This window comes from Brevibacillus sp. YAE8 (genome assembly GCF_057543335.1).
The window spans coordinates 57,811-80,287 of the sequence record NZ_BAAIYG010000011.1 but is presented as its reverse complement, the minus strand read 5'-3'; the positions used below and the strand labels follow the sequence as shown (position 1 = coordinate 80,287).

Sequence of the window (22,477 nt, the reverse complement as noted above, 5' to 3'; positions counted from 1 at the left end):
TTCCTTTTAGAACAACTCCATCTGTCGAGGGTTCAAACCGCTCGGATCGAGTCCGAGCATGTCTGAAAACTGCTTGGCATTCGCTGCCGCATCGCCTCCAGAGTTATTGTTGAACAAAATGCAAACTTCATCCGCTTCCTGCTCGATCTTGCGAATGTGGACGAGCCACTCTGTCAGCTCCTGCTCGCTGTAGCGGTACAGGTAGCGCACGTCGCGCCAGTTTTGGCCTTCGCCCGGATCGCGCCACCCTGCTTTGTTGCGCCCGTGGAACCGGACAATCGCCAGAGCAGGATGCGTGACGGCTGGCACGATCGGGACCGAACCTGTTCCCACCTGCGGCTCGTCGCACAGGACGTGCACCGCATGGATCTGGCGCAAAAAGTCCAGTGTGCGCTCCGCAAAACGCGCTTCAAACCAGCTCTGGTGGCGAAACTCCACGGCAAACGGATAAGCGGCCAGCGCCTGACGGCAAGCCTGGACGTACTGGACGTGCTCGCGCGTGCAATCGAACCACGGCGGAAACTGAAACAACAGCGCCTTCAGCTTGCCCGCCTCCACCAGCGGCTGGATGCTCTCTTCAAACTGCGCGAACAGCTCGCGGCGGTTGACAGGGGCATCCCCTCGCAGATGGCCGGTCATCGCTTGATGCGGCTTCACGATAAATCCAAAGCGGTCCGGCGTATCCCGGACCCACGACTCGTAATTGCGCTGTGGTAAAATGGCGTAGAAGGAGCTGTCCACCTCCACGATCGGAAAGTGGCTGGCGTAAACAGCCAGCTTGTCACGGCTCCGTACACCCTGGCCGTACAATGTGTCATGGTCGCCCCACCCGCAGACTCCCACATGTATCGTACTCATGGCACAAAAAACCTCCGGATTTTAATGGAATAGAGCAGAAGGAGGACGATTCCTCATGCAATCAACGGACTGGTTAGGTGAACCCTTTGCGTCTAAGGATAACAAAATATGTTTGGAGCGAAAAGTAGCGAAACGCCTCCTGTATGCTGCACAAGAGGCGTTTCCCTATGAATATTCTGCCCTGCTCGTTGGCAGAGGGGCAGCGATTACCGATTTCATTTCCATGCCGATCTCTTTGGACAAGCACGTCTTTTCCTGGGATGGCCCTGCGTTTCTCCAGGCGGTTGGCGACATTCGCAAGCGCCATCTGCAATGGCTGGGCGTCCTGCACACCCATCCGCACACCGCTCCCATCCCTTCCGCGCGGGATGCGGCGGGCTGGCACTACCCATCGCTGTCCTACTGGATTGTCGGCCTGGCCGCGGATGTTCCCGATTGGCGCGTCTACCAATGGCAGGACGGCAGATTCGTTGCGCGCGACTACACGCTTACGGACGCAACAGAAGTGGCAGACACCTCGTCTGCCGACTCCGCGTCGTCTCCAAAAAATTCCTGATACAAGGCGATGACGGCGCGGTTCGCTTCGGCCGCTTTGACGCCGAACATCATGCTGACCTCAGACGAGCCTTGGTTAATCATCTCCAGGTTGATTTTCGCCGCCGCGAGCGCAGTCGTCGCTCTGGCGGTCGTGCCGACCGATTGACGCATGCCTTCCCCGACAATCATGACGAGCGCGAGGCTGTGCTGCACCGCGACATCATCGGCTTCCAACTCGCGGAAAATGCGCTCGATAATCCGCTTCTCCTTGTCTTCCGTCAGGTCTTTTTCGCGCAGGATGACGGAAATGTTGTCAATGCCAGAAGGCGTATGCTCGTAGGAAATGCCTTCCTCCTCGAAAATTTGCAACAGCTTGCGCCCAAAGCCGATCTCGCGGTTCATCAAAAACTTGCTGACGTAGATGCTGCAAAAGCCGCTGTCGCTGGCAATCCCCGACACCCGGTTTGTCGCGTAGGGACGCTCGGCTACGATCATCGTTCCCGGCGCAGACGGGTTGTTTGTATTTTTGATGCAAACGGGAATGTCCGCCTGGTACGCCGGAATGAGCGCTTCCTCGTGAAAGACGCTGAAGCCCGAATAGGACAGCTCGCGCATCTCGCGGTACGTGATTTCTTTCACTTTTCGCGGATTGGCGATCAGATTGGGGTTGACGACGTACACCGAATCTACGTCGGTGAAGTTTTCGTACACGTCCGCAGTCACCGCCGCAGCGAGAATCGAGCCGGTAATATCCGAGCCTCCACGCGAAAACGTCACCAGCTCCCCGCTCGCCGCATAGCCGAAAAAGCCCGGAAAGACCGTAATCCCCTTTCTCTCCCGCAGCGCGGCAAGCTGCTCGTACGCCTCCGGCAAGACGTGGGCGTTGCCCGCTTCATCTGTCACCAGCATTCCGGCGTCTTTCGGATTCACATAGCTGGCCTCTTCGCCCAGGCTCCGCAAGTAGTGCGCCACGATCTTCGCACACGTATCTTCTCCTGCGGCTTTGACCGCGTCCATAAACCGTTCAGCCGACAGCCCCTTTCGGTTGCTCAGCACCGCATCAAGCTCGCTTTCCAGTTGCTGCCCGGCTTCCTCTCCCAGTCCCAGCTCCGCCACGATCTCCCGATAGCGCTCAAAAACAGCCTGTTTTTCCGCGTCCGCCTGTCCGTCCTGCAAAAAACGGGTGGCGTAGCGAATCAACAGGTCGGTTACTTTCGTGTCGTCCTTATGTCTTTTGCCAGGTGCCGAAACGACGACAATCCGCCGCTTTCGATCAGCCAAAACGATGCTGCATACTTTTTTTATTTGCTCGGCATTCGCCAGGGAAGTGCCACCAAATTTTGCTACTTTCATCTCTACTCCTCCATCTATCCGCTCTTGTCCGTTCTTTTTCGTTCAGGAAGTCTGTTACTAGCTTAATGTATCCACCCAAAAAGTACAAGTGTCTTTTCCACGAGGACTGAAAAGAATATTCCCGAACGGTTGGCGCATAGTAACGGGAGATAGATTCAATGAGAGGTGCCACCGATGAAAAAACATATGCGCTTTTGGCTCATCACCTGTGCCGTCTTGCTCGTTACTACCTATAGCCAGTCCGCTTTGGCGCTGCGTGAAAAAAATCGCGAATACTACGAGACGCGCGGCGAAATCGTCTGGGAGGTGCCGACAAACAGCAAGGTGATCGCCCTCACCTTTGACGACGGCCCCGACCCGAGGTACACCCCGGAGATCGCTGCCCTGTTGAAAAAGTATGAGGCAAAATCGACGTTTTTCGTAGTCGGCTCGCGCGTCAGCCAATACCCGGAATTGGTTCGCTCGCTCGCCCAGGATCAGCACGAGATCGCGAATCACACCTTCAACCACCCCGACATTCGCAAGCTCACTCCCGAACGGCTGCGCGACGAGGTAGAAAAAACGCAGGAGGCGATTTTCTCCGCAACCGGAGTCAGGCCTACACTGTTCCGTCCGCCTGGGGGATACTACAGCGAGTCTGTCGTCCATACCGCGAAGCAGGCCGGCTTTTTGATTGTCATGTGGTCGTGGCACCAGGATACGCGCGACTGGACAGACCCCGGCGTCAAAAAAATCGTCGACAAGGTGCTGGGCAACGCCCGCAATGGCGACATCGTCCTGTTCCACGACTACGGCGGAAACCGGAAGCAGACCGTACAGGCGCTGGAACAGATTTTGCCCGAGCTGCAAAAACGCGGCTACCGCTTCGTGACCGTCAGTGAGCTGATGAAGCACTCCGGCAACTTGAAGCAGGTGGACAGGGCCGATTAAAAACAGCAATCCCCCTTGTAAGCGAAGGGGGATTTTTGCGATGCGTTTTGATGCATTTTGATGTGGCTCTCTATGCTTGGGTTATGCCTTGGTTTCTATGCTTGATGATCCGTCGGTTTGGCTGCTTGCGCCTTGTCTTCTGCGGCTTTTCCCGCCAGCAGGTTAGAGACGGATGGAGCGGATGGCTGGCCAGGAGCGGCAGCAGGATTGGCTGGGGCAGAGCCCTTTTGCATGAAATCGCTAATCATTTTGTTCATGTCTAGACCGGAGACGTCTTTCAGCATCTCTGGCAGTTGCGCCATCAGCTTGGTGACGTTGCCGCTCAGCCGGTTGACGCCGTCGCCCTGGCCGCCGCCTGCATCCACAATCGTCACCTTGTCGATCGCTTTCATCGGCTCGGCAATTTTCGCAGCCAGCTCAGGCAGCATCTTGGCGATAATGTCCAGGACGGCCGCATGCCCGAACTTTTCGAATGCTGCCGCCAGCTTTTCCTTCCCTTCCGCTTCGGCTTCCAGCTTGAGACGGGTAACTTCTGCCTCGGCGGTTCCTCGCGCCTTTTCGGCTTCCGCGATCGCCAGACCTTCGAGTCGCTTCTGTTCCGCCATCGCTTTTGCCTCTGCCTCGATCCGGTACTTGAGCGCATCCGCTTCTTTCAGCTTTTTCGCCTTTTCCGCTTCTGCCGCCTGCTCCACCGAGTAGCGGTCCGCATCGGCTTTTTTCTTCACTTCCGCGTCATATTGCCGCTCGCGGCGCAAAATTTCTTTTTCCTCCAGCTCGATCTCTTTTTGCTTGCGCACGAGATCAATCTTCATTTCCTCTTCCGTTACCTGCTGTTTGGCGACAGCCTCTTGCAGCTTGTAGGCTTGGTCCGCACTGGCACGCGCTTTGTCCTGCTCCTGCTTGAAGGCGGCCACCTTCAATTCTTTTTCTTTTTCCGCTTCGGCGATGTTCGTTTCCTTCAACAGCTCGGCCTTGCGCGCTTCTTCCTCCGCCTGGGCCTGTCTGATCCGCGCTTCCTTGTCTGCGTCGGCCTGGGAAATCGTCGCGTCCCGCTTCACGGCCGCGATCTGCGGAATCCCCAACGCCGCCAGGTAGCCGTTTTTGTCGCGAACATCCTTGATCGTGAAGCTGACGACGGACAGTCCCATTTTTTTCAGGTCCTTCGCCGCGACCGACTGAACCTCCTGGGCAAAGCGCTCACGGTTTTTGTAAATTTCCTCTACCGTCATGCTGCCGAGAATCGCGCGCAGGTAGCCTTCGAGCACCTCCTGCGCCTCTGCGCGGAGCGCTTCGTCTGATTTGCCCATGAACTGCTCGGCTGCGGTGGCAATATCCTCAATGGAGCCGCCTACCTTGATGATCGCCACGCCGTCCGCCATGACGGGTACGCCCTGCTCGGTGTAAACCTCCGGAGTGGACACATCGAGCTTATGAGACAGAAGACTCAAAAAATTGGCCTGTTGAAAAATCGGAAGAATAAACGCGCCGCCCCCGCGGACGATCTTCATCTTGCGGCCGGATTCGTCGCTCAGCACGTTTTTCGTGCCCAGGTAGCTTCCCGTCACGATCATGGCTTCATCGGCGCCAACCGTTTTATACCGCGCCCAAAACGCGATACCTAACACGAGAAAGACTGCGACGACGACACCGACCGTTGTCAAAATGCCAGGTTCAAACATGTTCGCTCAGCTCCTTTTTATGAGTCAGTAGAGAAAGGGATTACGTACAGGACATGGTCGCGCACTTCGACCACCACGACACGGGTTCCTTGCGGGATGCTTTTTCCTTCCAGACTGGCTGCCATGTGGTAGGTCGTCCCGCTAATCATGGGCAGCAACACTTCGCCCAAGCCTTCTGCCGGAATCGTCGTACCTACCTCGCCAAGCTTTCCGCCTAGCTGGGCCATCGAATAGCCCGTCGAGTTTTCCGCCTTGCTCATCGGCTTCACCCAGAGGAAGTACGCGAAGACCGCAAGCCCCGCCCCAATGACCACGGCCAAAGCAAACACGACCAGATCAGACAAGGAGGTAAACCGGGACATAATATACCCGGCGCCGCCAAAAGCGGTGAGGCCGCTTACAAAAGTGATTGGCTGAAACAGCGGCAGATGAAGCTGGTCGAGCCAATCCGAGACCGTATCGCCGAATAAAAGCGATATGACGGTATAAATAATGCCACTCACAAGGCAAACCATGTAGACGGTTTCAAGCACGTCCATATCCTGTCACTCCTTTCAAAAAATGCTTCTATTTTTCATACGAGCCAGCCGGGAAAAGGTTGCGTAAATAAGGAAAATCCTCCCTGGCAAACAGAGAGGATTTCCGTTGTTTATCCGAAAAACGTTTGAAAAAGCAAATACAGGTTCAGCCCCATGATGACTGTGGCCACGATCCAGGCCAGCCATTTCAGCCATCCGGCGTTGGCAAACTCGCCCATCTTCGCCTTGTCGCTAGTGAACTGGACCAGCGGCACAACAGCGAAGGACAACTGCAAGGAGAGGATGACCTGGCTCAAAATCAGCAAGTCAGTGGCCCCGCTCTCGCCGTACAGCGCGGTGACAATGACGGCTGGCACAATCGCGATCAGGCGGGTAATCAGCCTGCGCAGCCAAGGCGTAATCCGCAAGTTCAAAAAACCTTCCATGACGATCTGTCCGGCGAGTGTCCCGGTCAAAGTCGAGTTCATGCCCGCCGCAAGCAGCGCGACGCCGAACAAAATGCTTCCGAGCGTAGTTCCGAGCAACGGCGCCAGCAAATGGTATGCATCGGCAATATCGGCCACGTCCGTCATGCCTGCCTTGTGAAAGGTCGCGGACGACAAGATCAAAATCGCGGCGTTAATCGCCATCGCGAACACAAGGGCAATCGTCGAATCGAGCGTCGCGTATTTGATCGCTTCTTTTTTCCCCAATGTCGTCTGCTCGTACTGGCGCGTCTGGACGATGGACGAGTGCAGATACAGGTTGTGCGGCATGACCGTCGCTCCCAAAATCCCGATGGCGATGTAGAGCATCTCCGGATTTTTCACGATCTCGGCCGTCGGGATAAAGCCCCCGAAAATGCCTGCGATATCCGGCTGCGACCAAATCATCTCAAACGCAAAGCAGGCGCCAATCGTCACAATCAGGGCGATTACGAGCGATTCGATGTAGCGAAAGCCTTTGTTTTGCAAAAACAGCACGATCATCACGTCGAGAGCTGTAATGAGCACCCCGTACACGAGCGGAATCCCGAAGAGCAGGTTGAGCGCGATCGCGGCGCCGATGACTTCCGCGAGGTCGCACGCCGCAATGGCAAGCTCGCACAGCACCCACAGCCCCATGGCGACAGGCTTGCTGTAGTGATCGCGGCACGCCTGGGCCAAGTCCCGTCCGGTCACAATCCCCAACTTGCCGGCCAATGCCTGCAGCAAGATCGCCATCAGGTTGGACAGCAGGATGACCGACAGCAGCGAATAGCCGAAAAGCGAGCCGCCTGCAATGTCCGTCGCCCAGTTTCCCGGGTCCATGTAGCCGACTGCCACGAGATAGCCCGGGCCGGCAAAAGCAAGGAACTTGCGAATCCAGGAGCCTTTGGCCGGGATTTTCATGGAGCGGTGGACCTCCGGCAGCGATGGCGCAGCAGCCTCATTTCTCCAGCCTTGCTGATTTTGGGCCGCTTCGCTCGAATTTGATCTGGTTAGCATATGTCCTCACCCCAATTTGTGCATCAAGTCACTTTTTTTGCCCGAAGGCAACTTTTCGACAAAAAAATATAGGCACGAGCCTTCGACGCAAATATTTACCTAGCAAATTATATTTCTCATTATACTCCGATCGTGGCCTTTTGCAATGGCTGCGGTTCATTTCTGCTTGCGTCTTTTTTCTTCTCCTGCATATATTTGGACGCTTGTTAAAACACTACTCGTATTCCTTTTCAGGAGGTTTTGCTTTGAATTGGGAACAAGAAATCACAGAGAAAATGAATGGCAGCTTTGATTATGTAAAGCGGCATCAGGAAGTAAAAACGCTCCGCTGGATTAACGGAACGTTTTTGGCAGGCGATGAAGTGATCGTCAAGCAACTGGACAAAGACAAGAGGCCCCATTTCATTACGATGGAAGTAAAGGGCGCCCGCTCTACCGTCAAAACATCGGTCGAAAACGGGAAGCCGGTAATTACGCTGTTGATTCGCGGCGAGGGCAACGTGGCCGAAAACAGCTTCGACCATCGCCCTACTCTGGAAAAATCAGGAAGAAAGAAGGACAAATTAACCACACGCTCAAGCATCGGGCGGAAAATCTGATTGCCATGATGCAAAAAAAATACGCGACCGACATCTTCGGCTTTGGCGAAGAATTTCGCAGGCATCAGTACGCTTACTGGAAAGCGCACAAAGACGAGTGGGATGACTTGTTCGCGCAGGCGGAAATCCGCGTACATGTGCAAACGTACCTCCGCCGCTTCGGCCAATTCAAATAACGATCATATGGGCGATAATCACGACCCCTGACAAGATGATGAGCGCGTAGCCTCCCCCTTTTGCGAAGGCCGCATCGCGGGTCAGTTGCCGATTGCGGTAGGCGATATAGTAGCGAAAACGCAGGATCAGTCCGATTACCAAAGCAGAAGCGCCAAATAATACGAGGTCAGGGATTCGATAAAACCGATGATGAGCGAAAATCCCATGGAACTCCCCCTTTTCCATACCGGTGTGATTTTCCTAGTATGGTCCAGGGAAGCGCTCCTTAACGCCTGCTTGTTTGCAGCACTTTTTTCAGGCGGCGAATCCCTTCCTCGATCTTTTCCGCGTCCTCCCACGAATAGGTCAGCCTCAGCCAGCCTGGCTCGGCGCCGTACACGCCGCCCGGTGTAAAGACGACTCCTTCTCTGATCGCCGCATCCAGCAGCTCTTTTTCCTCGATCGGTTCGTGCAGTCGGCACCAGATGTGATAGCTCCCGCCTGGCCTGTTCCATGCCGCAAACTGTTTGATTTCGGTTTCGAGTACGGTGTGCATCGCTTTTTGCTGCTGCAGCAAGTAGGCCGATAGCTTTTGCAACTGGCCGCGCCAGCATGCTTCCTGCAAAAAATGCCGCGCCAACTGCTGGGAAATGCTGCTCGTGCCGAAATCCATCTGCTGCTTGGCATCGGCCAGCCGCTCCACCACAGAGCGCGGCCCGACGAGCCAGCCGATGCGCAGCCCGGGCGCGATCGTCTTCGACAAACTGTTTACATACAGCACGTTGCCGGACTGGTCGATTGCCTTGATTGGCTTGGGAGGCCGGGGTTGGCCCGCCAGCGTAAGCGCCCCGTAGGCGTCGTCCTCCACCAGCGGAATCCGCTGCTCCTGGCATACGGCCAGAAGCTGCGCTCTCCTGGCTTCGCTCATCACGATCCCGGTCGGATTGTGATAGGTCGGGTTGACAAACACCATACGAATGCGCTGCTCGCGGTGCAGCGCCGAAACCGCCTCTGTGATGATGCCCTGCTCATCTTGCGGCAGGCGATACAGGCGCAAGCCCGCGGAGCTGAACAGCGGAAGCGAATACGAGTAAGAAGGCCCCTCCATGGCAATGGCATCTCCCGGATTCAGCAGGCATTGCGAAATCAGGTGCAGTGCCTGCTGCCCACCCGAGGTCACCAAAATCTCTTCGCTCGATGCCTCGATCCCGTAGTTCTCCGCCAAATGCGCCACCAGCACCTCGCGCAGCGCCGGGTCGCCTTTTGGCTGGGCGTATCCAAGCTCCAGGTTCATGTGCTGTAGCCCACCCAATTTTTCTGCGGACAGCGACGGGATCATCGAACTGTGCAACTCTGCTTTTGCCAGATTGATAATCCCCTCGTCCAGACACGCTTCCTGGATGCGCTTCGCCAGCGGATAGGCAGGCAAAAACGCCCCGCCATTTGTGTACTTGTACCAATTCGGCATCTGCCGGACTCCCCACAAATGGCGGCTTACCCATGTCCCGCTCCCTTGCCACGATTGCAGCAGCCCCATCGCGCGCAACTCCTCATAGGCCGCCGACACCGTCCCGCGATTGACGCCGTATCGCCTCGCCAATACCCGCTCGGGAGGCAGGGACGCCCCGGGCGGCAGCTCGCCGGAAACGATTTGCTGCTCCAGTCTCTTCGTAATTTGCTGATACACCGGGGCTCCCGCATGTTTGTCAGGCTTCCATTCCATCCTCCTACGCCTCCCCCCATGTCTTTGTGCCACTGCTTCGACAAATTGGCTTACTCCTCCTGCCGCCAATTGGCTCTACCGTTCCTGACTGTCCTCCACTAAGCTGGAAAAACAGTTCGCATTTTTTACAAGCAAAGGACGGGATACAGATGAAAGCAGGAGGTTCGCTGGGGAGAGCTGGCTGGATGCGGAATGTGGCGGGTGTGGGGGCTCGGGCAGTGATGGATGATGGCGAGTTGTTGAAAATGAGTGCGCTGGCGCAGTCGAGCGGTGACTCGATATGGAACAGTCGCCTGCCCGCACAACTGAGTGGCAAGTCGGCAGCGGACAGAGGTGTGCAGGGACAGTCAAACAGCGACACGATGCTACCAAGCACGAGCACATGCCAGCCATCCAAACCACCAATTCCAGGCAACAGCATGCCCCCCGAAAAAGCAGGCTTGCTCTACGGCTTGCTCGGAGTGTGCAGCTTCAGCTTGACCTTGCCCGCGACAAAAGTCGTCGTCACCACCCTATCGCCCGTGTCAGCCGGCCTCGGCCGCGCACTCATTGCCGCGCTGCTCGCCGCCCTCGTTCTTTGGCTGAAACGCGTTCCGCTGCCAACCTGGGCACAGCTCAAGCAGCTAGTCCTCGTCTCGGCAGGGGTCGTCATCGGCTTTCCGTTTTTCTCCTCGTGGGCGATGGAGCGCGTCCCCGCCACCCACGGGGCGGTCATTATCGCCCTGCTGCCGCTTGCGACCGCAGGAGCCGCCGCCTTTTTTTCCGGAGAGCGCCCTGCGAAAATGTACTGGATCTCCAGCGGCGTCGCCTGCCTGACGATTATCGGCTACGCCGTCTTCTCCGGCTTCAGCGCCCTGCAATGGGCCGACCTCGCCCTGCTCGGCGCCGTCATCTCCGCTGCAGTCGGCTATGCAGTTGGCGGACAGCTTTCCAAAACAATGGGCGGCTGGCAAGTCATCAGTTGGTCGTTGCTCATCGCCTTTCCATTTCTCGTCGTGCCCATCGCCGGGCCGCTGCTTAAGCAATTGCAGCACGCCACCTGGACCGTTTGGGCAGGCTTCGGCTACATCAGCGTCGTCAGCATGTTCCTCGGCTTTTTTGCCTGGTACCACGGACTGGCGCTGGGCGGAGTTGCGCGAGTCAGCCAGACCCAGTACTTGCAGCCGTTTCTCTCAATCCTCGCCGCCTGGCTGCTCCTCTCCGAGCCGTTCACGCCGGGAGCCGTGCTGGCCGCCGTCATCGTCGTTTTCGCCGTTGCCAGAGGGAAAAATGCGTCCATACAGCAAAAGCAAAAAGCGCCGTCGACTAACGGCAAAACGGCGAATAACAAGTAGCTTCCGGTCAGGCGGGGCGGGGCGCACAAGCAGCTCCTCGGCGAGAACCCGGGAAACAACGAAAAGCACCGTCCCGCTTTTGCAGGACGGTGCTCACGCGTCTTTTCGTTCAATTGGTCTGATCCAGCATGTTCCCCATATACCCCGGACGATAAACCGGGTCGCTCAACGCTTGCAAAACCTGGTCAGGCCGCGCGCTATGGTACTGCGGCAGCGCCCGCCACTCCTCCAGCGTCACCCAGCCAGCCCAGTCGATTTCCTCATCCTCCAGCCCACCGGGGATTGGCGTCGTCTCCTCGCCAACCAGTTTGGCCAGCACGGCAATCCCTACGGTGTGCTTTCCGTTGCCTTCCTGGTCAATCCGGTCATCCACCCACAGCAGACGCTCCATTTCGACGAGCAATCCCGTTTCTTCCCACACTTCTCTTCTCGTCGCATCTGGTATCGCTTCCAAATACTCCACGTTTCCGCCCGGCAAACTGTAAAAAATCCCTTTCTTGCTCTTTTCCCGGATCACCAAAATTTTGCCTTCATGCCAAACCACTACGGTCACTCTCAACCGAATCTCTTTCATCCCGCTCGCTCCCTTCTCAGATGGCAGGGGGACGCAATACATGCAGGGAATCGACACCAACGTCCGCAAACCGTTCCTGCAGTGCATCCAGTCCAAAGCTCTCTACATACCGGGCTTCCGATTCCGCAATCGCATGCAGCATCATAAACCGGATTACATCCGTACCGTTTGTATAATATTCAAAGCCGACTTCCTCAAAAAAGGCTGGAGTAAGAACCGCGTGATTCAGCACAGAGCCCTCCACAATAGCGTCGGCAAGCATAAACACATCTCCTGCCTGCACGCGCGTCCGCTCTTTTTCCCACTGACGAATCACCTGCGAAGCGATCGTTGCGAGGTGCGCAATCATTTCCTTTTGAAAGCGGTAGGAATACAGCATACATTCGCTCGCTCCCGTTTTGTGCAGCTCCAGCGTAACGTATGTCCACCATCCGCGCCTGCGCGACGCCGGATAGACGCCAATCAGCACATCCGCCTCTTCCGCCTGATACAGCTCTCCCCGGCTCCCCCAAAAACGCTCGCAATGTTGCATCAGTTGCCCTGTTACTAGCATATGTATATCCCCGCTTCAACAAGAAAAAAATGTGCGGTTCCCCAGGCGAAAACTTGGCTTCGCCAGTCTTTTTGCCCGGACCTCCGCCGTCTTTCTCCGTTGCCTTTATGTCGAGATGGATTTTTCTCAAGCGTGATCGCCCCAAAAAAGCATGCCCGTAAAAGTAAGTATACTTTGCGTGCGTGTCTTATTGGCGATGCAGCGTGTTCAACCATACTTATTTATTTTAGCACTGCCCCAAAGGAATGTACAAGCCAAGCGCTGGTGCTGCCCTCGGTCAAGCAAGTGTCTCCCGCAAAAAGACATGCTCACGGAGGGATGCCTTCCTCGGATGACCTGCTTTTTGGTTTGTCTTTAGATTCTTGTTTAGGTTCGCTTTTTTTGTTCGGTTTCTGGCCCTTTTCGACGCTTCCGAAGCGTTTTTCCCGGACTTTTTTCAACCAATTAGCAAACTATTCTCAAAATCCCTTCATTCTCCCATGAATTTTCTGATAGAATTTGAATAGTGTTTACCAAAACATATCAGACAAGCAGACAAGAAAAAGGGGTCGTCAACATGATTACAGTGGAACAGAAGTGGAGCGAATTACTGGAGTTTTACGCTTTGACAGAGGCGGATTTGGATCTGTTAGCCAGTCAGAAGGGGTTTTTTCAGGCTCACTTGCACGAAATCGTGGACTGTTTTTACGAGGAGCTGGAGCGGCATTCGCACCTGCGGCAACTGATTCACGCCAATGCCGCGGTAGACAGATTGAAAAGCATGCAGTACGACTACATCGAAACATTGGCGAGCCATGTCATTGACGAAAGTTATATCGCCAGCCGTCAACGCATCGGCTCGACGCATGCCCGGATCGGTTTGTCTGCCTCCTGGTTTTTGGGAGGCTATTCTCTTTATTTGCGGCTATTTGCAGAACGGCTGCACGCCCTCCCCGATCCAGACGCCTTTTACCAGGCGCTGTCCAAAAGGGTGTTTTTCGACTCCGCTATCATTTTGGAGCAGTACATCGGCGAAACGATGCGCGAAAACGCCGCCTACCGCAACAACATGGAGCAAATGGCCGCCGAACTGGCAACGACTACCCAAGCCGCGCTGCAAATCTCCTCCGTCTTCGCCCAATCCGCCACCACGCTAGCGGAATACAATGAGAAAATCGTCCAATCGATGCGCGTGCTCAAGCAGCAAAACGAAGAAATCGAAAGCTTAAGCCGCTTCGTCTCCGACGTATCTGCCCAAACCAACCTGCTCGGCCTGAATGCCGCCATCGAAGCTGCCAGAGCCGGAGAGCACGGCCGCGGCTTCGGCGTCGTCGCCGACGAGGTGCGCAAGCTCGCCGACAAGTCCAACGCTTCTTCCAAAGAAATCAACCAATCGCTATCCAGCATCAATCAGCAACTGCATAAGATCGAGGAGCAAGTCACGCTTTTCTCCCAGTCCGCCGACCAACTGGATTCATCCTCGGAGCAATTATTATCAATTATTCAACCGCTGGATGAGCTGTGCAGCCGGTTGCAGGGCAGGGGGTAGTGTTGTTTCGATGGGAGAGCGCCAGGAGGGGGCATAACGCGCCTTCTTCTTGGCGCTTTTTTTGGTAAGGGGCTGTCTTTGCGAAGGAAGTGGCAGCAACATACTCTCGCATATTCGGGGTTTTAAAGTCATGACTTTAAAACTCTGATCTCGGTGGGCAACAATTGAAAAAAGGACCGTTTAGTTTTGCTTCCGCCATCTGTGGTCAAACGGTGGCGACTGTTTCACTGACAAGACAGCGATTCCGTTCCTCCTTGAAAAGCTATATTTTTCGATATTGAACCAAGTTTAAATTACTTAGTTTTACAGCTATTTTCTTCCCGCTAAACTGTTCCATTTCCTTTTTCCCAAAACCTAGCGTTATCAAGTCATCTGGCCCTATCCCAGTGCTATACTCCATGGCAAGTTCTTCGTTGTTTTGCACATCATAAAAGCGCGGCTTGATTAGAACCCCCGAATAATTCAGTTGGCCGTTGTCTTTGTGAATCACAGTAGAAGTGACAAACTTCCCTCCCTCTTTATTGTAATTTGAGCTGAATTTCAAATTTACATATGTCATTTGTCCATTATTTTTGACCTCGCTAACATAGATTTGAGTATTGTTAGCATCGTAAAAAATGAAGTCAATAGTTTTGCTTTCTCCTGCTTGGGGAACCCATGTTGGGTCGAAAATGAACTCAGTAGCGATGCTTTCTGATTGGCTTACAATCTTATATCCTCTCTCTGCAAAGATTTGTTCTTGTACAGTGTCTTGGGCGGGGATGTAGTTGAGCACTAACAAAAATACCAGCCCCGCGAATATCACAGTGATCCAGTAATGCGCGTTCTTTGCGTCCAAGCTTGTCACTTCCTTTAGTTTTCCTAACCTGTTTTTCCAGTTACACTATAATATAACTAATATTTGCGATTTCAGAAAAAAACAGCACGCTTAACAATCGTGCTGTTTTTGTATAATAATTAATAAGAACCATATTTCCCGGTATTTTTCCACGCATTGGTTTTTTTAGAAAAGTTATAAGTAACAATCGGTGGATCACCAGAAGCTATAGAAAAACCAGTTAATTCTGTTGTATCCCATGTATGGGCATATGTCATGTTCACAACACCAGTTAAATTATAAAAATTCGAATCAAACAACACTTCAATCTCCGCAGAGTTCCAAGTGTAATCTAATGCATTATTTTTATTTTTATGAATTCTATCCTGTCCTTCAAAACTCACTGCCCAGGACGAACCGCTTTTAACTGTTTCCGTTGCATCATACGATACAAATGATTCAGTGCCATATCTATCATACGTAAATATACCCCAGGATAATATTCCGCCTAAAGCCTTATCTGATACATTGCTAAAAGCAAGAGCTAGCGCGTCATTTCCTCCTACATCCCCGACTCGGCTGTTTCCATCAAGAATGTGCGTAGTGGAATCCCACACCATAGTGCCCACAACCTGTGTACGCTTAGAGGATGAATAGTAAGCAATTACTGGTCTATAAACCGAAACATCCCCATTAGATGAGAAGGTTGATACAGAGTTTAAATTTGGATTATAAATTATGGCATCTTCAGCATGTTCAAGAATATATTGAGTTAATGCATTAAGATCTTTTTTCTTTGCTCTCTCATTACTTGCTTTTCGCATAATATCTTTCAAATCCTCTATGTCATTAGCTTTGGATATATTTTGCTTAGATACATTGCGCTGCTGATATTCGTCTGCTTGTTTTACAGCTAGTTTAAAGTCATTAAAATCACTAAATATTCGCTGTTTTGGCATTTCCACATGGCTTCCAGTCGTCTTAGCTACTACATTTCCTGAGAGTACTCCTAATACAAGGCATAATGCTAGCAGTGACATTCCAAATTTCCTCATATTTCCCTCCCTAAAAGTATGATTATTTTCCAAGAAATATAATAACTTATTTTTACTTTTTTGCAAACAATATCATGATACTCGGGTGTTCTTTCGTATATTCAGGGTTTCTTATTGTTACGTTACAAAGATTTTTACACTCGATACTTTCCAGTTTTGTCATTCTATCTTTCAACTTGCTGTTCTTAAGAGCCCGATTACTCACTCGGTTCTCTAACAGCTCTGGCATTTTTCATTTCTACATCCACCTACATATCATCCTCAAAAGCAGGGCAACACCATTGCAGTCGACAATTGACCTTCTTGAGACAACCCGATTACTTCATCATATTATCTAGCTTTCTGCAAGTTCTACATAACAAGATCTCATCTGTCAAATGGGATACCCAGGGATCAAGCTACTGCTATAAAAAAGCAAGATATATTGCAGCTGGGTTTTAGGGGAACCCCACTCGCATGAAGGCTTCAGAATTCATACCCAAAACTACAAAAACACCAAGAAATTGATGCGCTTTTTCTTATTTATCTCTCCCGATAATCTCCTTCCTCTCCAAACTTCTCCCGTTTCTGTCGCATGAAATTCCCTACCCCGATGCCCTCAGCACAAGTCCACATTTCCGAATTGCCGAAATTTTCTCTGCTATAATACAGAATATTATTATATAATAACTGTGTGTTGTTATAGAACAGAACGTATAACGTTACATGTGCATACCAGGAGGGGGCCAAGTGGAGAGAGAGCAAATTTTGATGCTGGATGAGCGGGCAAATCTCAACAACTACGAGGAAGCGGTACGAACGATGGACTGGCAGCAAGTCGAGCGGCAATTTACCTGGTTTGAAACGGGCAAGGTAAACATCATGTATGAGGCGATTGACCGCCATGTAATGGAAGGGCGGGGAGAGCGCATCGCCTTCCATTACACGGATCGCCAGCGCGAGGAAAGCTACACGTTTCGCGACGTGATGGAGCTGAGCTCGCGCTTCGCAAACGGATTGCGCGCGCTCGGCGTGACAAAGGGCGACCGGGTTTTCCTTTTCATGCCGCGCAGCCCTGAGCTGTATATCGCATTGGTCGGTATTCTCCGCATCGGAGCCATTGCCGGTCCTTTGTTTGAAGCATTCATGGAAGAAGCGGTAAAAGACCGGCTGGAAGACAGCGGCGCCAAAGTCGTCGTCACGACGGCTGCACTGGCCTCGCGCATTCGCTCGCAGGAGCTGCCGCAACTGCAGCATATAATTCTCGTCGATGCGCCGGAAACGGCCGAAGCGAACCAGATCCTCTACCGTGATCTGGTGAACAGCGCAAGTGATGAGTACGTTATCGAATGGGTAGATCGCGAAGACGGCATGATTCTGAACTACACATCCGGGTCTACGGGAAAACCGAAAGGCGTCCTGCACGTGCATGACGCGATGATCCACCAGAAGCTGGCAGGACAATGGGTGTACGACCTGCGCGAAGACGACATTTACTGGTGTACCGCTGATCCAGGCTGGGTAACGGGCACTTCCGGAGGCGTGCTTTCGCCGTGGCTGAACGGCGTGACCGTCGTGATCCGCGGAGGACGTTTTGACGCGGACGAATGGTACTCGACGCTGGAAAAGTACGGGGTGACTGTCTGGTTCAGCGCTCCCACCGCTTTTCGCATGCTGATGGCAAAGGGCGACCGCCAGCCTTTGCAAAAATATAATCTGTCCAAGCTACGCCACGTGCTGTCCGCCGGAGAACCGCTGAATCCGGAAGTGATCCGCTGGGGACTGGAAACGCTGCAAGTGCGCATCCACGACAACTGGTGGATGACGGAAACCGGCTCCTCCATGTGCGCGAACTTCCGCTGCAATCCGATGCGGCCCGGCTCCATGGGGAAACCGCTGCCGGGCATCACGATGGCGATTGTGGACGACGAAGGAAACGAGCTTCCCCCCGATCGGCTGGGCAACCTGGCTATCAAGCCGAAATGGCCGGCTATGGTTCGCGCAATTTGGAATCATCCAAATAAATACGAAAAATACTTCTTGAACGGTTGGTTCGTGACAGGAGACTCCGCTTACAAAGATGCGGACGGGTACTTCTGGTTTGAAGGTCGCGTGGACGACGTCATCAATACGTCTGGAGAACGGGTTGGGCCGTTTGAGGTCGAGAGCAAGCTGGTCGAGCATCCGGCCGTTGCGGAAGCAGGCGTCATCGGCGTTCCTGATCCGTTGCGCGGAGAAGTCATCAAGGCGTTCATCTCGCTGCGGGCTGGCTATGAAGAAAGCGACGCGCTGAAAGAAGAGATCAAGCAGTTCGTGAGGACACGTTTGGCTGCGCATGCAGCACCGCGTCTGATCGAGGTGAGACAGACACTGCCAAAAACCAACTCTGGCAAAATTATGCGCCGCGTGCTGAAAGCATGGGAGCTAGGATTGCCAACGGGCGATTTGTCCACCATGGAAGAATGAGACTCGGCTGCTCAGCCGGGCAACGTGAAATAACAAAAGAGTCGCTTGCCAGCAAAACGCAGCCTGGGACCAGCACACGACCTGGCCCGGGCTGCATAATCTCCCCCAACTTTTTACAAGTAGCGGGGATTTTTTTAGTCGGGCTCATACCTTATGAGACGTCGAGGCTCTTGCCCTACTCCTTTTGTTTGCGAGTGCATCGAACTTAGGTAGTTCTTAGTGCCCCCTGTTGCAACAGTGTTTACTTAGGTAATAAACAAGTCAGCATTATGACGCCTGAACATTGCTCACGCGATCTCGCCTGCCCTGCCAATGAATACTTTTTCAATCATTCCCGAATCGTATAAAATTAGTGTTATTATTCCAAAAAATGGCGAGGTGAGTGATTTGAACACCAGTTGGCTTCAGGAACTACGTAACGCTGGCTCTTAGAATCGACAAGGTAATAAAAACCCGCACGATCGACGACCAAGGATTTGAGCCACAAAGAACAACCTTTTTTAAAAAACAGCTAAAAGCATTCGAAACGGTGTCTCGCCGTCTGAATGGTGAAGTTTTTACGATGAGCGAGGAAGTATCGCTGCTGTTTGATCTCGATGTCAAATGGATTCCTGAAACAACGTTCGAACAGGCGTACTCGATGTACGATGAAGCTTTGCCAGGTCACGGCAGCGTGGCAACTCGCCTGAAACAATGGAAAGAGCATTATCAGTTGCCCACAGACAAGATGGAGCTATTGCCTGAGCTTATTCACATGGCTGTGATGGAGTCTCGCCAGCGGTTGCGTGCCTATATAGAGTTGCCAGCAAATGAAAAGATTGAGGTGGAAACGTTCATAGATAAACCTTTTCGGGCGTTGTCTCATTATAAAGGCAACTATCGTTCCAGCATTCTCATTAGTACAAGCGTCCCATTCAATGTGGCGGACCTTTTGTATGTGGTTTGCCACGAAGGTTACCCCGGTCACCTCGCGGAATATGTGTTAAAAGAAGAAAATCTGGTGCAAAAAAAGCTACGGTGAACAGAACGTCAGTTTTTTGCTTTCTCCCCCGTTCGTCATCAGCGAAGGTCTTGCTCTTTTGGCGAACGTACTCGTTTTTCCCGCTGATGAGGCAGAGAAATGGCTTTCAAAGCAGATCTATCCAAAGGTCGGGATTAAGCCGGACACGACCAATCTGCTACAGGTGCAACGAGCAAACGATCTGCTGATGGGTGTCCGGTGTAATGCAGCTTTTATGCTGCGCGAGGGCAAGTCGGAGCAAGAGATTGTTGCTTATCTGATGGAAAGGTTACGCGGTGAGCGGTGTGCCTCACGAAAAACCCCGGAGAGCGCGGCGCGGGCTATTGTCCCCTTCCCTCCCTTTTGGGGCTTTTTTTGTTTTTCCATAACGCAAAATTGTGTTACATGTCCATAATGGTTCGTCCAATCATTTTGGCAGCTCTTGCGTACACATATAGAAGCAAGCAATGAGGGGGTGGAATCATGTCTTGTTTCTGTCGCCGTCGCCGCTGTGGCCGTCGCCGTCGTCGCTGCTTCTTTAGGTAAGGTTAACCGGGTACCATCCACGAATGTTACATTTGGATGGTATCTTTATTTCTCTTTGATTAAATGGCGATCGCTTTTGCTATAGGGGATGGAAATGGTCACGTTCTGTACAGGCAGTTTGGCAGGTGACTGCCGCGATTTTCTTGCATGGAAAGGAGCGCAGCAACTGTTTGTTTACCCGTGCGAGGATTTCGCTCTCGTCCCGCCAGTTCTTAACAAATCATGTGTTGTGTCCCATGCAACATGCTGATACATATGTTATAATTCACCAAAAAAGGAAGTAGGTGTTTCTTTTGAGCAAGTACCCTCTCTGGTTTCCCATCACTGCAATAATCGTCATTGTGATTGCAGTAACTTCCCTTCTATTCGATGTTCCTTTTTTGGAAATCTTAAATACGTTTGGCTTGGTTGTTCTCATGTTTTCTTTAGGAACACTCGCACGGAACAAAGATAAAGCCAGAGCTTACACTTTTTTTGGTCTCAGTCTGTTTTTGATTTTTGTGCTGGCTTTTCAGCTTCTGACTTTGTAACAACTACAACTACCGTTGTGCAAAATTGCTAAAGCACAGCATAAGCTTCCATCATTAGTGGAATGGTCCATTAACCAAAGCAGTTTCCCCTTAGGGATGGTATTGTGTACAAATAGGCTTTCTGTCATTTTCCTGGCCCATGAATTTTGGTCCTTTTTCTCCATGCCTAAACAGATCATCTTCGTTCTTTTTAAAATTACGATTTAGGAAAAATGGGGTATTTTCATAATTTCTGTAAAATGATAACATTAAGTAATACTTCAAATTATATGTTAATTTTCCATAAAAGTATGCATTTCCTTTTTTGTTGAGGGGATGCACTTATAAAGGAGATGTCACCCTTGAAAAAATTTAATATCCTTATTTTATCTCTCATCGGAATTATTGCACTCAGTAACCTCATCTATTTTCCTGGATTGAAAGTCTGGGCATTTGATGAACTAGCCTTATTTGATAAGCAAAAGATAACCTCGCTTACTATTCATAACCATGAAGAAAATGAAAAAGTAGAAATTACTGACCCAAAAGAAATTCAAAAAGTACTCAATGATTTTTCCAAAATGGAACTTCGCAGAATTAAAAGGGAGTCTGATGCAAATAACTCTGGTACAAATGAAGTAAAAGAAAATGTTCATACGTATACCATTGATGTTTATGCAAATAAACAGGATATAGGGACAATTTATCTCTCTGGTACTACGTATATGGTATTTTACGGAAAATCATCATCTGACGATATCCCTGTTTATAAAATTGAAAATAATCCTGACTTAGAAATCCACGAAGTGTTCAATTCAGCAAAAAACAAATAATTTGACACCATACAACTTATTACTCCCTGCAATACTTAGATCATGTCCAAAGAACAAAAGGAGATATTCGGCTATTGAACCGAATATCTCCTTTTGTATTAATTACGGTTGTTCCCAACGACCATTTTTATCCTGTAGTCGAAGAATATTTCCTCTACCTGTGATCAGTCGAATGTCTTCATAGTCCATAAATGGGAATTCCAACTTAGCCTTTCTGTATCCATTTCGTTTCATGAAACGCCGAGTATCATGCATATCGTCGATCGCAATCCGAATATTATCTTCTAATTGTTTCTTCAAATTCGGTGATAAGGATGCAACCAAACCAACAACACCTACCGCGATGCTGAGAGGTCGGGCAAGATTAAATACGATCCCAATTACAGACGCCGTAAGTGAAGCCATATTCGCCAGTTTGTTATCATCCATTTGGATTACACCGTATTTGAGAACGTCCGACATAGCTTCGGCAAGATCATCAAGGTCGTCTTGGTCAACAGTAATCGTATCAACGTATTGTTTCAATTTTGTACGTGCCATAATTTATCTTCCTCCGAAAATTTATTCCAAGCAATTTTCCGCGCGGTGATTAACTTGGTATTCATTAAAGTGAATCGAAGGTGAAAAATAACAACCCGAACTCAAAATTTTTTCTTTGCTTATCATAAGCAATTTTTTGTGCTATAGGTTTTGACAGCTCTAATCATCCGAAAGATTATTTCTTGGCGTATGTCCTCACGTACACCTATATCCGTGAATTTCAACGACTTGCGAATCTTTGGCTCAAATCTTTCTATGATCTCTACCATTGCACTTTCATCATTATTTTGCGCTCGCTTTACTAGCGTTAACAGGCTCATGTATTTTCGCCTCCCTCTAGCTGTTTTCTAAGCTTCAGTAACGCTCGTTTCTTTGTTTTAGAAACTGCTTGCTGGCTTGTGCCTAACAGGGTCGCAGCCTCCGCCTCTTTGAGATTCCTCAAATATAGAAGTGCAAGTATCTCCCTTTCCTTTTCTGTGAGAGTTTGAACAGCATCCAAAACTCGTTTGTCAGCTATTACATCCCCCCACTTAGCTTTGTTCTCCCACTCACTTTTGCCAGTGTCACTAACAAGGCTGTCTATCACCCTTTCAATTTCATCTGTAGGTTGGAATACCTTGCCTATCTTTTGATTACGAACAGCCAACTCGATAGCTGTAAAACGGATGAGTGATGAAATATATTTGATTAGTTGAAGCTCAGCGTAAAACTCCTGAATCCTACTATTCAATTCATTTCTCTTCTGCGTATCGTCCGGTGAAGCAATCACTCTTTGGTATAGTTGTTGATTGTCTTCTTGAGCTAGAAATGCATCCAAAAACTTTTGATTTGATAAGTTAGTAGGCCTGAACACAAAATCCCTCCCAAACAAGATCATACGTTCTCTTTTCGAACAAAAAATAA

23 protein-coding genes and 1 pseudogene are annotated in these 22,477 nt (G+C 51.2%); 10 read left to right on the top strand and 14 right to left on the bottom strand.

The annotated features are described in order from the left end of the window. Positions 1-6: 6 nt before the first annotated feature. On the bottom strand, positions 7-858 hold the full coding sequence (locus tag AC27IT_RS15230) for a DUF72 domain-containing protein (RefSeq protein ID WP_005829383.1): 852 nt from the start codon (positions 856-858) through the stop codon (positions 7-9). Between the two features lie 112 nt (positions 859-970). Here AC27IT_RS15230 and AC27IT_RS15225 point away from each other — a divergent pair, with 112 nt between their 5' ends. Beyond that, positions 971-1,414, top strand: a complete 444-nt coding sequence (locus tag AC27IT_RS15225) for a M67 family metallopeptidase (RefSeq protein WP_025844118.1) — start codon at positions 971-973, stop codon at positions 1,412-1,414. On the opposite strand, the gene AC27IT_RS15220 is transcribed toward AC27IT_RS15225, so the two are convergent. After that, positions 1,339-2,748, bottom strand: coding sequence for an aspartate kinase (locus AC27IT_RS15220; protein WP_005829378.1), 1,410 nt, complete (start codon positions 2,746-2,748; stop codon positions 1,339-1,341). The genes AC27IT_RS15225 and AC27IT_RS15220 overlap by 76 nt on opposite strands. A gap of 174 nt (positions 2,749-2,922) precedes the next feature. Here AC27IT_RS15220 and AC27IT_RS15215 point away from each other — a divergent pair, with 174 nt between their 5' ends. Then, positions 2,923-3,678, top strand: a complete 756-nt coding sequence (locus AC27IT_RS15215) for a polysaccharide deacetylase family protein (RefSeq protein ID WP_025844120.1) — start codon at positions 2,923-2,925, stop codon at positions 3,676-3,678. Positions 3,679-3,773: 95 nt separating this feature from the next. Here AC27IT_RS15215 and floT read toward each other — a convergent pair whose 3' ends face one another. The 3 genes from floT to AC27IT_RS15200 form a co-directional block, all read right to left on the bottom strand. Next, positions 3,774-5,357: a flotillin lipid rafts scaffold protein FloT gene (gene floT, locus AC27IT_RS15210; RefSeq protein WP_487091890.1), complete on the bottom strand. Its 1,584-nt coding sequence runs from the start codon at positions 5,355-5,357 to the stop codon at positions 3,774-3,776. Between the two features lie 17 nt (positions 5,358-5,374). Then, positions 5,375-5,896, bottom strand: coding sequence for an NfeD family membrane protein (locus tag AC27IT_RS15205; RefSeq protein ID WP_005829372.1), 522 nt, complete (start codon positions 5,894-5,896; stop codon positions 5,375-5,377). A 110-nt stretch (positions 5,897-6,006) separates the two neighbouring features. Then, the gene (locus AC27IT_RS15200; protein WP_081414769.1) at positions 6,007-7,362 is read right to left on the bottom strand and encodes an Nramp family divalent metal transporter; all 1,356 of its coding nucleotides are present in this window, start codon (positions 7,360-7,362) and stop codon (positions 6,007-6,009) included. 245 nt (positions 7,363-7,607) lie between these two features. On the opposite strand from AC27IT_RS15200, the gene AC27IT_RS15195 reads away from it, so the two are divergent. Both AC27IT_RS15195 and AC27IT_RS15190 read left to right on the top strand, forming a co-directional pair. Next, complete coding sequence (locus AC27IT_RS15195) at positions 7,608-7,961, top strand: Ger(x)C family spore germination C-terminal domain-containing protein (protein ID WP_309479308.1); 354 nt, start codon at positions 7,608-7,610, stop codon at positions 7,959-7,961. Further along, positions 7,904-8,137 carry a Ger(x)C family spore germination C-terminal domain-containing protein gene (locus AC27IT_RS15190; protein WP_197186797.1) on the top strand — a complete coding sequence of 78 codons (234 nt, stop codon included), beginning with the start codon at positions 7,904-7,906 and terminating at the stop codon, positions 8,135-8,137. Before AC27IT_RS15195 ends, AC27IT_RS15190 begins: the two co-directional genes overlap by 58 nt. Here AC27IT_RS15190 and AC27IT_RS15185 read toward each other — a convergent pair. Further along, the gene (locus tag AC27IT_RS15185) at positions 8,130-8,363 is read right to left on the bottom strand and encodes a hypothetical protein (RefSeq protein WP_283858217.1); all 234 of its coding nucleotides are present in this window, start codon (positions 8,361-8,363) and stop codon (positions 8,130-8,132) included. The genes AC27IT_RS15190 and AC27IT_RS15185 overlap by 8 nt on opposite strands. 40 nt (positions 8,364-8,403) lie before the next feature. Further along, positions 8,404-9,840, bottom strand: a complete 1,437-nt coding sequence (locus AC27IT_RS15180) for an aminotransferase-like domain-containing protein (RefSeq protein ID WP_026558095.1) — start codon at positions 9,838-9,840, stop codon at positions 8,404-8,406. 149 nt (positions 9,841-9,989) lie between these two features. On the opposite strand from AC27IT_RS15180, the gene AC27IT_RS15175 reads away from it, so the two are divergent. Beyond that, positions 9,990-11,174 (top strand): DMT family transporter, encoded by a 1,185-nt coding sequence (locus AC27IT_RS15175; protein WP_487091889.1) that lies wholly within the window; start codon positions 9,990-9,992, stop codon positions 11,172-11,174. 109 nt (positions 11,175-11,283) lie between these two features. On the opposite strand, the gene AC27IT_RS15170 is transcribed toward AC27IT_RS15175, so the two are convergent. Further along, positions 11,284-11,748, bottom strand: coding sequence for an NUDIX domain-containing protein (locus tag AC27IT_RS15170; RefSeq protein WP_005829358.1), 465 nt, complete (start codon positions 11,746-11,748; stop codon positions 11,284-11,286). 16 nt (positions 11,749-11,764) lie between these two features. After that, positions 11,765-12,301: a suppressor of fused domain protein gene (locus AC27IT_RS15165; RefSeq protein WP_005829356.1), complete on the bottom strand. Its 537-nt coding sequence runs from the start codon at positions 12,299-12,301 to the stop codon at positions 11,765-11,767. Positions 12,302-12,857: 556 nt separating this feature from the next. On the opposite strand from AC27IT_RS15165, the pseudogene AC27IT_RS15160 reads away from it, so the two are divergent. Both AC27IT_RS15160 and AC27IT_RS15155 read left to right on the top strand, forming a co-directional pair. Then, positions 12,858-13,307 (top strand): annotated as a pseudogene (locus AC27IT_RS15160) (protoglobin domain-containing protein); the annotation flags it as partial. A gap of 12 nt (positions 13,308-13,319) precedes the next feature. After that, the gene (locus tag AC27IT_RS15155; RefSeq protein WP_373926060.1) at positions 13,320-13,829 is read left to right on the top strand and encodes a methyl-accepting chemotaxis protein; all 510 of its coding nucleotides are present in this window, start codon (positions 13,320-13,322) and stop codon (positions 13,827-13,829) included. Between the two features lie 262 nt (positions 13,830-14,091). Here AC27IT_RS15155 and AC27IT_RS15150 read toward each other — a convergent pair whose 3' ends face one another. Both AC27IT_RS15150 and AC27IT_RS15145 read right to left on the bottom strand, forming a co-directional pair. Beyond that, on the bottom strand, positions 14,092-14,676 hold the full coding sequence (locus AC27IT_RS15150) for a hypothetical protein (protein WP_051353956.1): 585 nt from the start codon (positions 14,674-14,676) through the stop codon (positions 14,092-14,094). A 110-nt stretch (positions 14,677-14,786) separates the two neighbouring features. Continuing rightward, positions 14,787-15,701, bottom strand: coding sequence for a hypothetical protein (locus tag AC27IT_RS15145; RefSeq protein WP_283858220.1), 915 nt, complete (start codon positions 15,699-15,701; stop codon positions 14,787-14,789). Positions 15,702-16,430: 729 nt separating this feature from the next. On the opposite strand from AC27IT_RS15145, the gene acsA reads away from it, so the two are divergent. The 3 genes from acsA to AC27IT_RS15130 all read left to right on the top strand — a co-directional run bounded on the left by acsA (position 16,431) and on the right by AC27IT_RS15130 (position 21,034). After that, positions 16,431-18,146, top strand: coding sequence for an acetate--CoA ligase (acsA, locus tag AC27IT_RS15140; RefSeq protein ID WP_487091888.1), 1,716 nt, complete (start codon positions 16,431-16,433; stop codon positions 18,144-18,146). A 562-nt stretch (positions 18,147-18,708) separates the two neighbouring features. Then, positions 18,709-19,167 carry a hypothetical protein gene (locus tag AC27IT_RS15135; protein WP_487091887.1) on the top strand — a complete coding sequence of 153 codons (459 nt, stop codon included), beginning with the start codon at positions 18,709-18,711 and terminating at the stop codon, positions 19,165-19,167. Between the two features lie 1,396 nt (positions 19,168-20,563). Then, positions 20,564-21,034, top strand: a complete 471-nt coding sequence (locus AC27IT_RS15130; protein ID WP_327921630.1) for a hypothetical protein — start codon at positions 20,564-20,566, stop codon at positions 21,032-21,034. Between the two features lie 102 nt (positions 21,035-21,136). Here the strand turns inward: AC27IT_RS15130 and AC27IT_RS15125 are convergent, their stop codons facing one another. The 3 genes from AC27IT_RS15125 to AC27IT_RS15115 all read right to left on the bottom strand — a co-directional run bounded on the left by AC27IT_RS15125 (position 21,137) and on the right by AC27IT_RS15115 (position 22,427). Then, positions 21,137-21,574, bottom strand: a complete 438-nt coding sequence (locus tag AC27IT_RS15125; protein WP_487091886.1) for a hypothetical protein — start codon at positions 21,572-21,574, stop codon at positions 21,137-21,139. A 122-nt stretch (positions 21,575-21,696) separates the two neighbouring features. Further along, entirely contained in the window at positions 21,697-21,894 is a 198-nt protein-coding gene (locus AC27IT_RS15120; protein ID WP_327945006.1) for a helix-turn-helix domain-containing protein, read from the bottom strand. Continuing rightward, entirely contained in the window at positions 21,891-22,427 is a 537-nt protein-coding gene (locus tag AC27IT_RS15115; RefSeq protein WP_340673717.1) for a sigma-70 family RNA polymerase sigma factor, read from the bottom strand. The genes AC27IT_RS15120 and AC27IT_RS15115 overlap by 4 nt, the downstream gene beginning before the upstream one ends. Between the last annotated feature and the right edge of the window lie 50 nt (positions 22,428-22,477).

Excerpts from the sequence above, each read along its gene's own strand:
- AC27IT_RS15135 (WP_487091887.1), top strand. The coding sequence starts at position 18,709 with ATGAGCGAGGAAGTATCGCTGCTGTTTGATCTCGATGTCAAATGGATT.
- AC27IT_RS15170 (WP_005829358.1), bottom strand. The coding sequence starts at position 11,748 with ATGAAAGAGATTCGGTTGAGAGTGACCGTAGTGGTTTGGCATGAAGGC.
- AC27IT_RS15165 (WP_005829356.1), bottom strand. The coding sequence starts at position 12,301 with ATGCTAGTAACAGGGCAACTGATGCAACATTGCGAGCGTTTTTGGGGG.
- AC27IT_RS15230 (WP_005829383.1), bottom strand. The coding sequence starts at position 858 with ATGAGTACGATACATGTGGGAGTCTGCGGGTGGGGCGACCATGACACA.
- AC27IT_RS15185 (WP_283858217.1), bottom strand. The coding sequence starts at position 8,363 with ATGGAAAAGGGGGAGTTCCATGGGATTTTCGCTCATCATCGGTTTTAT.
- AC27IT_RS15120 (WP_327945006.1), bottom strand. The coding sequence starts at position 21,894 with ATGAGCCTGTTAACGCTAGTAAAGCGAGCGCAAAATAATGATGAAAGT.
- AC27IT_RS15220 (WP_005829378.1), bottom strand. The coding sequence starts at position 2,748 with ATGAAAGTAGCAAAATTTGGTGGCACTTCCCTGGCGAATGCCGAGCAA.
- AC27IT_RS15180 (WP_026558095.1), bottom strand. The coding sequence starts at position 9,840 with ATGGAATGGAAGCCTGACAAACATGCGGGAGCCCCGGTGTATCAGCAA.
- AC27IT_RS15145 (WP_283858220.1), bottom strand. The coding sequence starts at position 15,701 with ATGAGGAAATTTGGAATGTCACTGCTAGCATTATGCCTTGTATTAGGA.
- floT (WP_487091890.1), bottom strand. The coding sequence starts at position 5,357 with ATGTTTGAACCTGGCATTTTGACAACGGTCGGTGTCGTCGTCGCAGTC.
- AC27IT_RS15175 (WP_487091889.1), top strand. The coding sequence starts at position 9,990 with ATGAAAGCAGGAGGTTCGCTGGGGAGAGCTGGCTGGATGCGGAATGTG.
- AC27IT_RS15125 (WP_487091886.1), bottom strand. The coding sequence starts at position 21,574 with ATGGCACGTACAAAATTGAAACAATACGTTGATACGATTACTGTTGAC.
- AC27IT_RS15205 (WP_005829372.1), bottom strand. The coding sequence starts at position 5,896 with ATGGACGTGCTTGAAACCGTCTACATGGTTTGCCTTGTGAGTGGCATT.
- AC27IT_RS15155 (WP_373926060.1), top strand. The coding sequence starts at position 13,320 with ATGCGCGAAAACGCCGCCTACCGCAACAACATGGAGCAAATGGCCGCC.
- AC27IT_RS15200 (WP_081414769.1), bottom strand. The coding sequence starts at position 7,362 with ATGCTAACCAGATCAAATTCGAGCGAAGCGGCCCAAAATCAGCAAGGC.
- AC27IT_RS15215 (WP_025844120.1), top strand. The coding sequence starts at position 2,923 with ATGAAAAAACATATGCGCTTTTGGCTCATCACCTGTGCCGTCTTGCTC.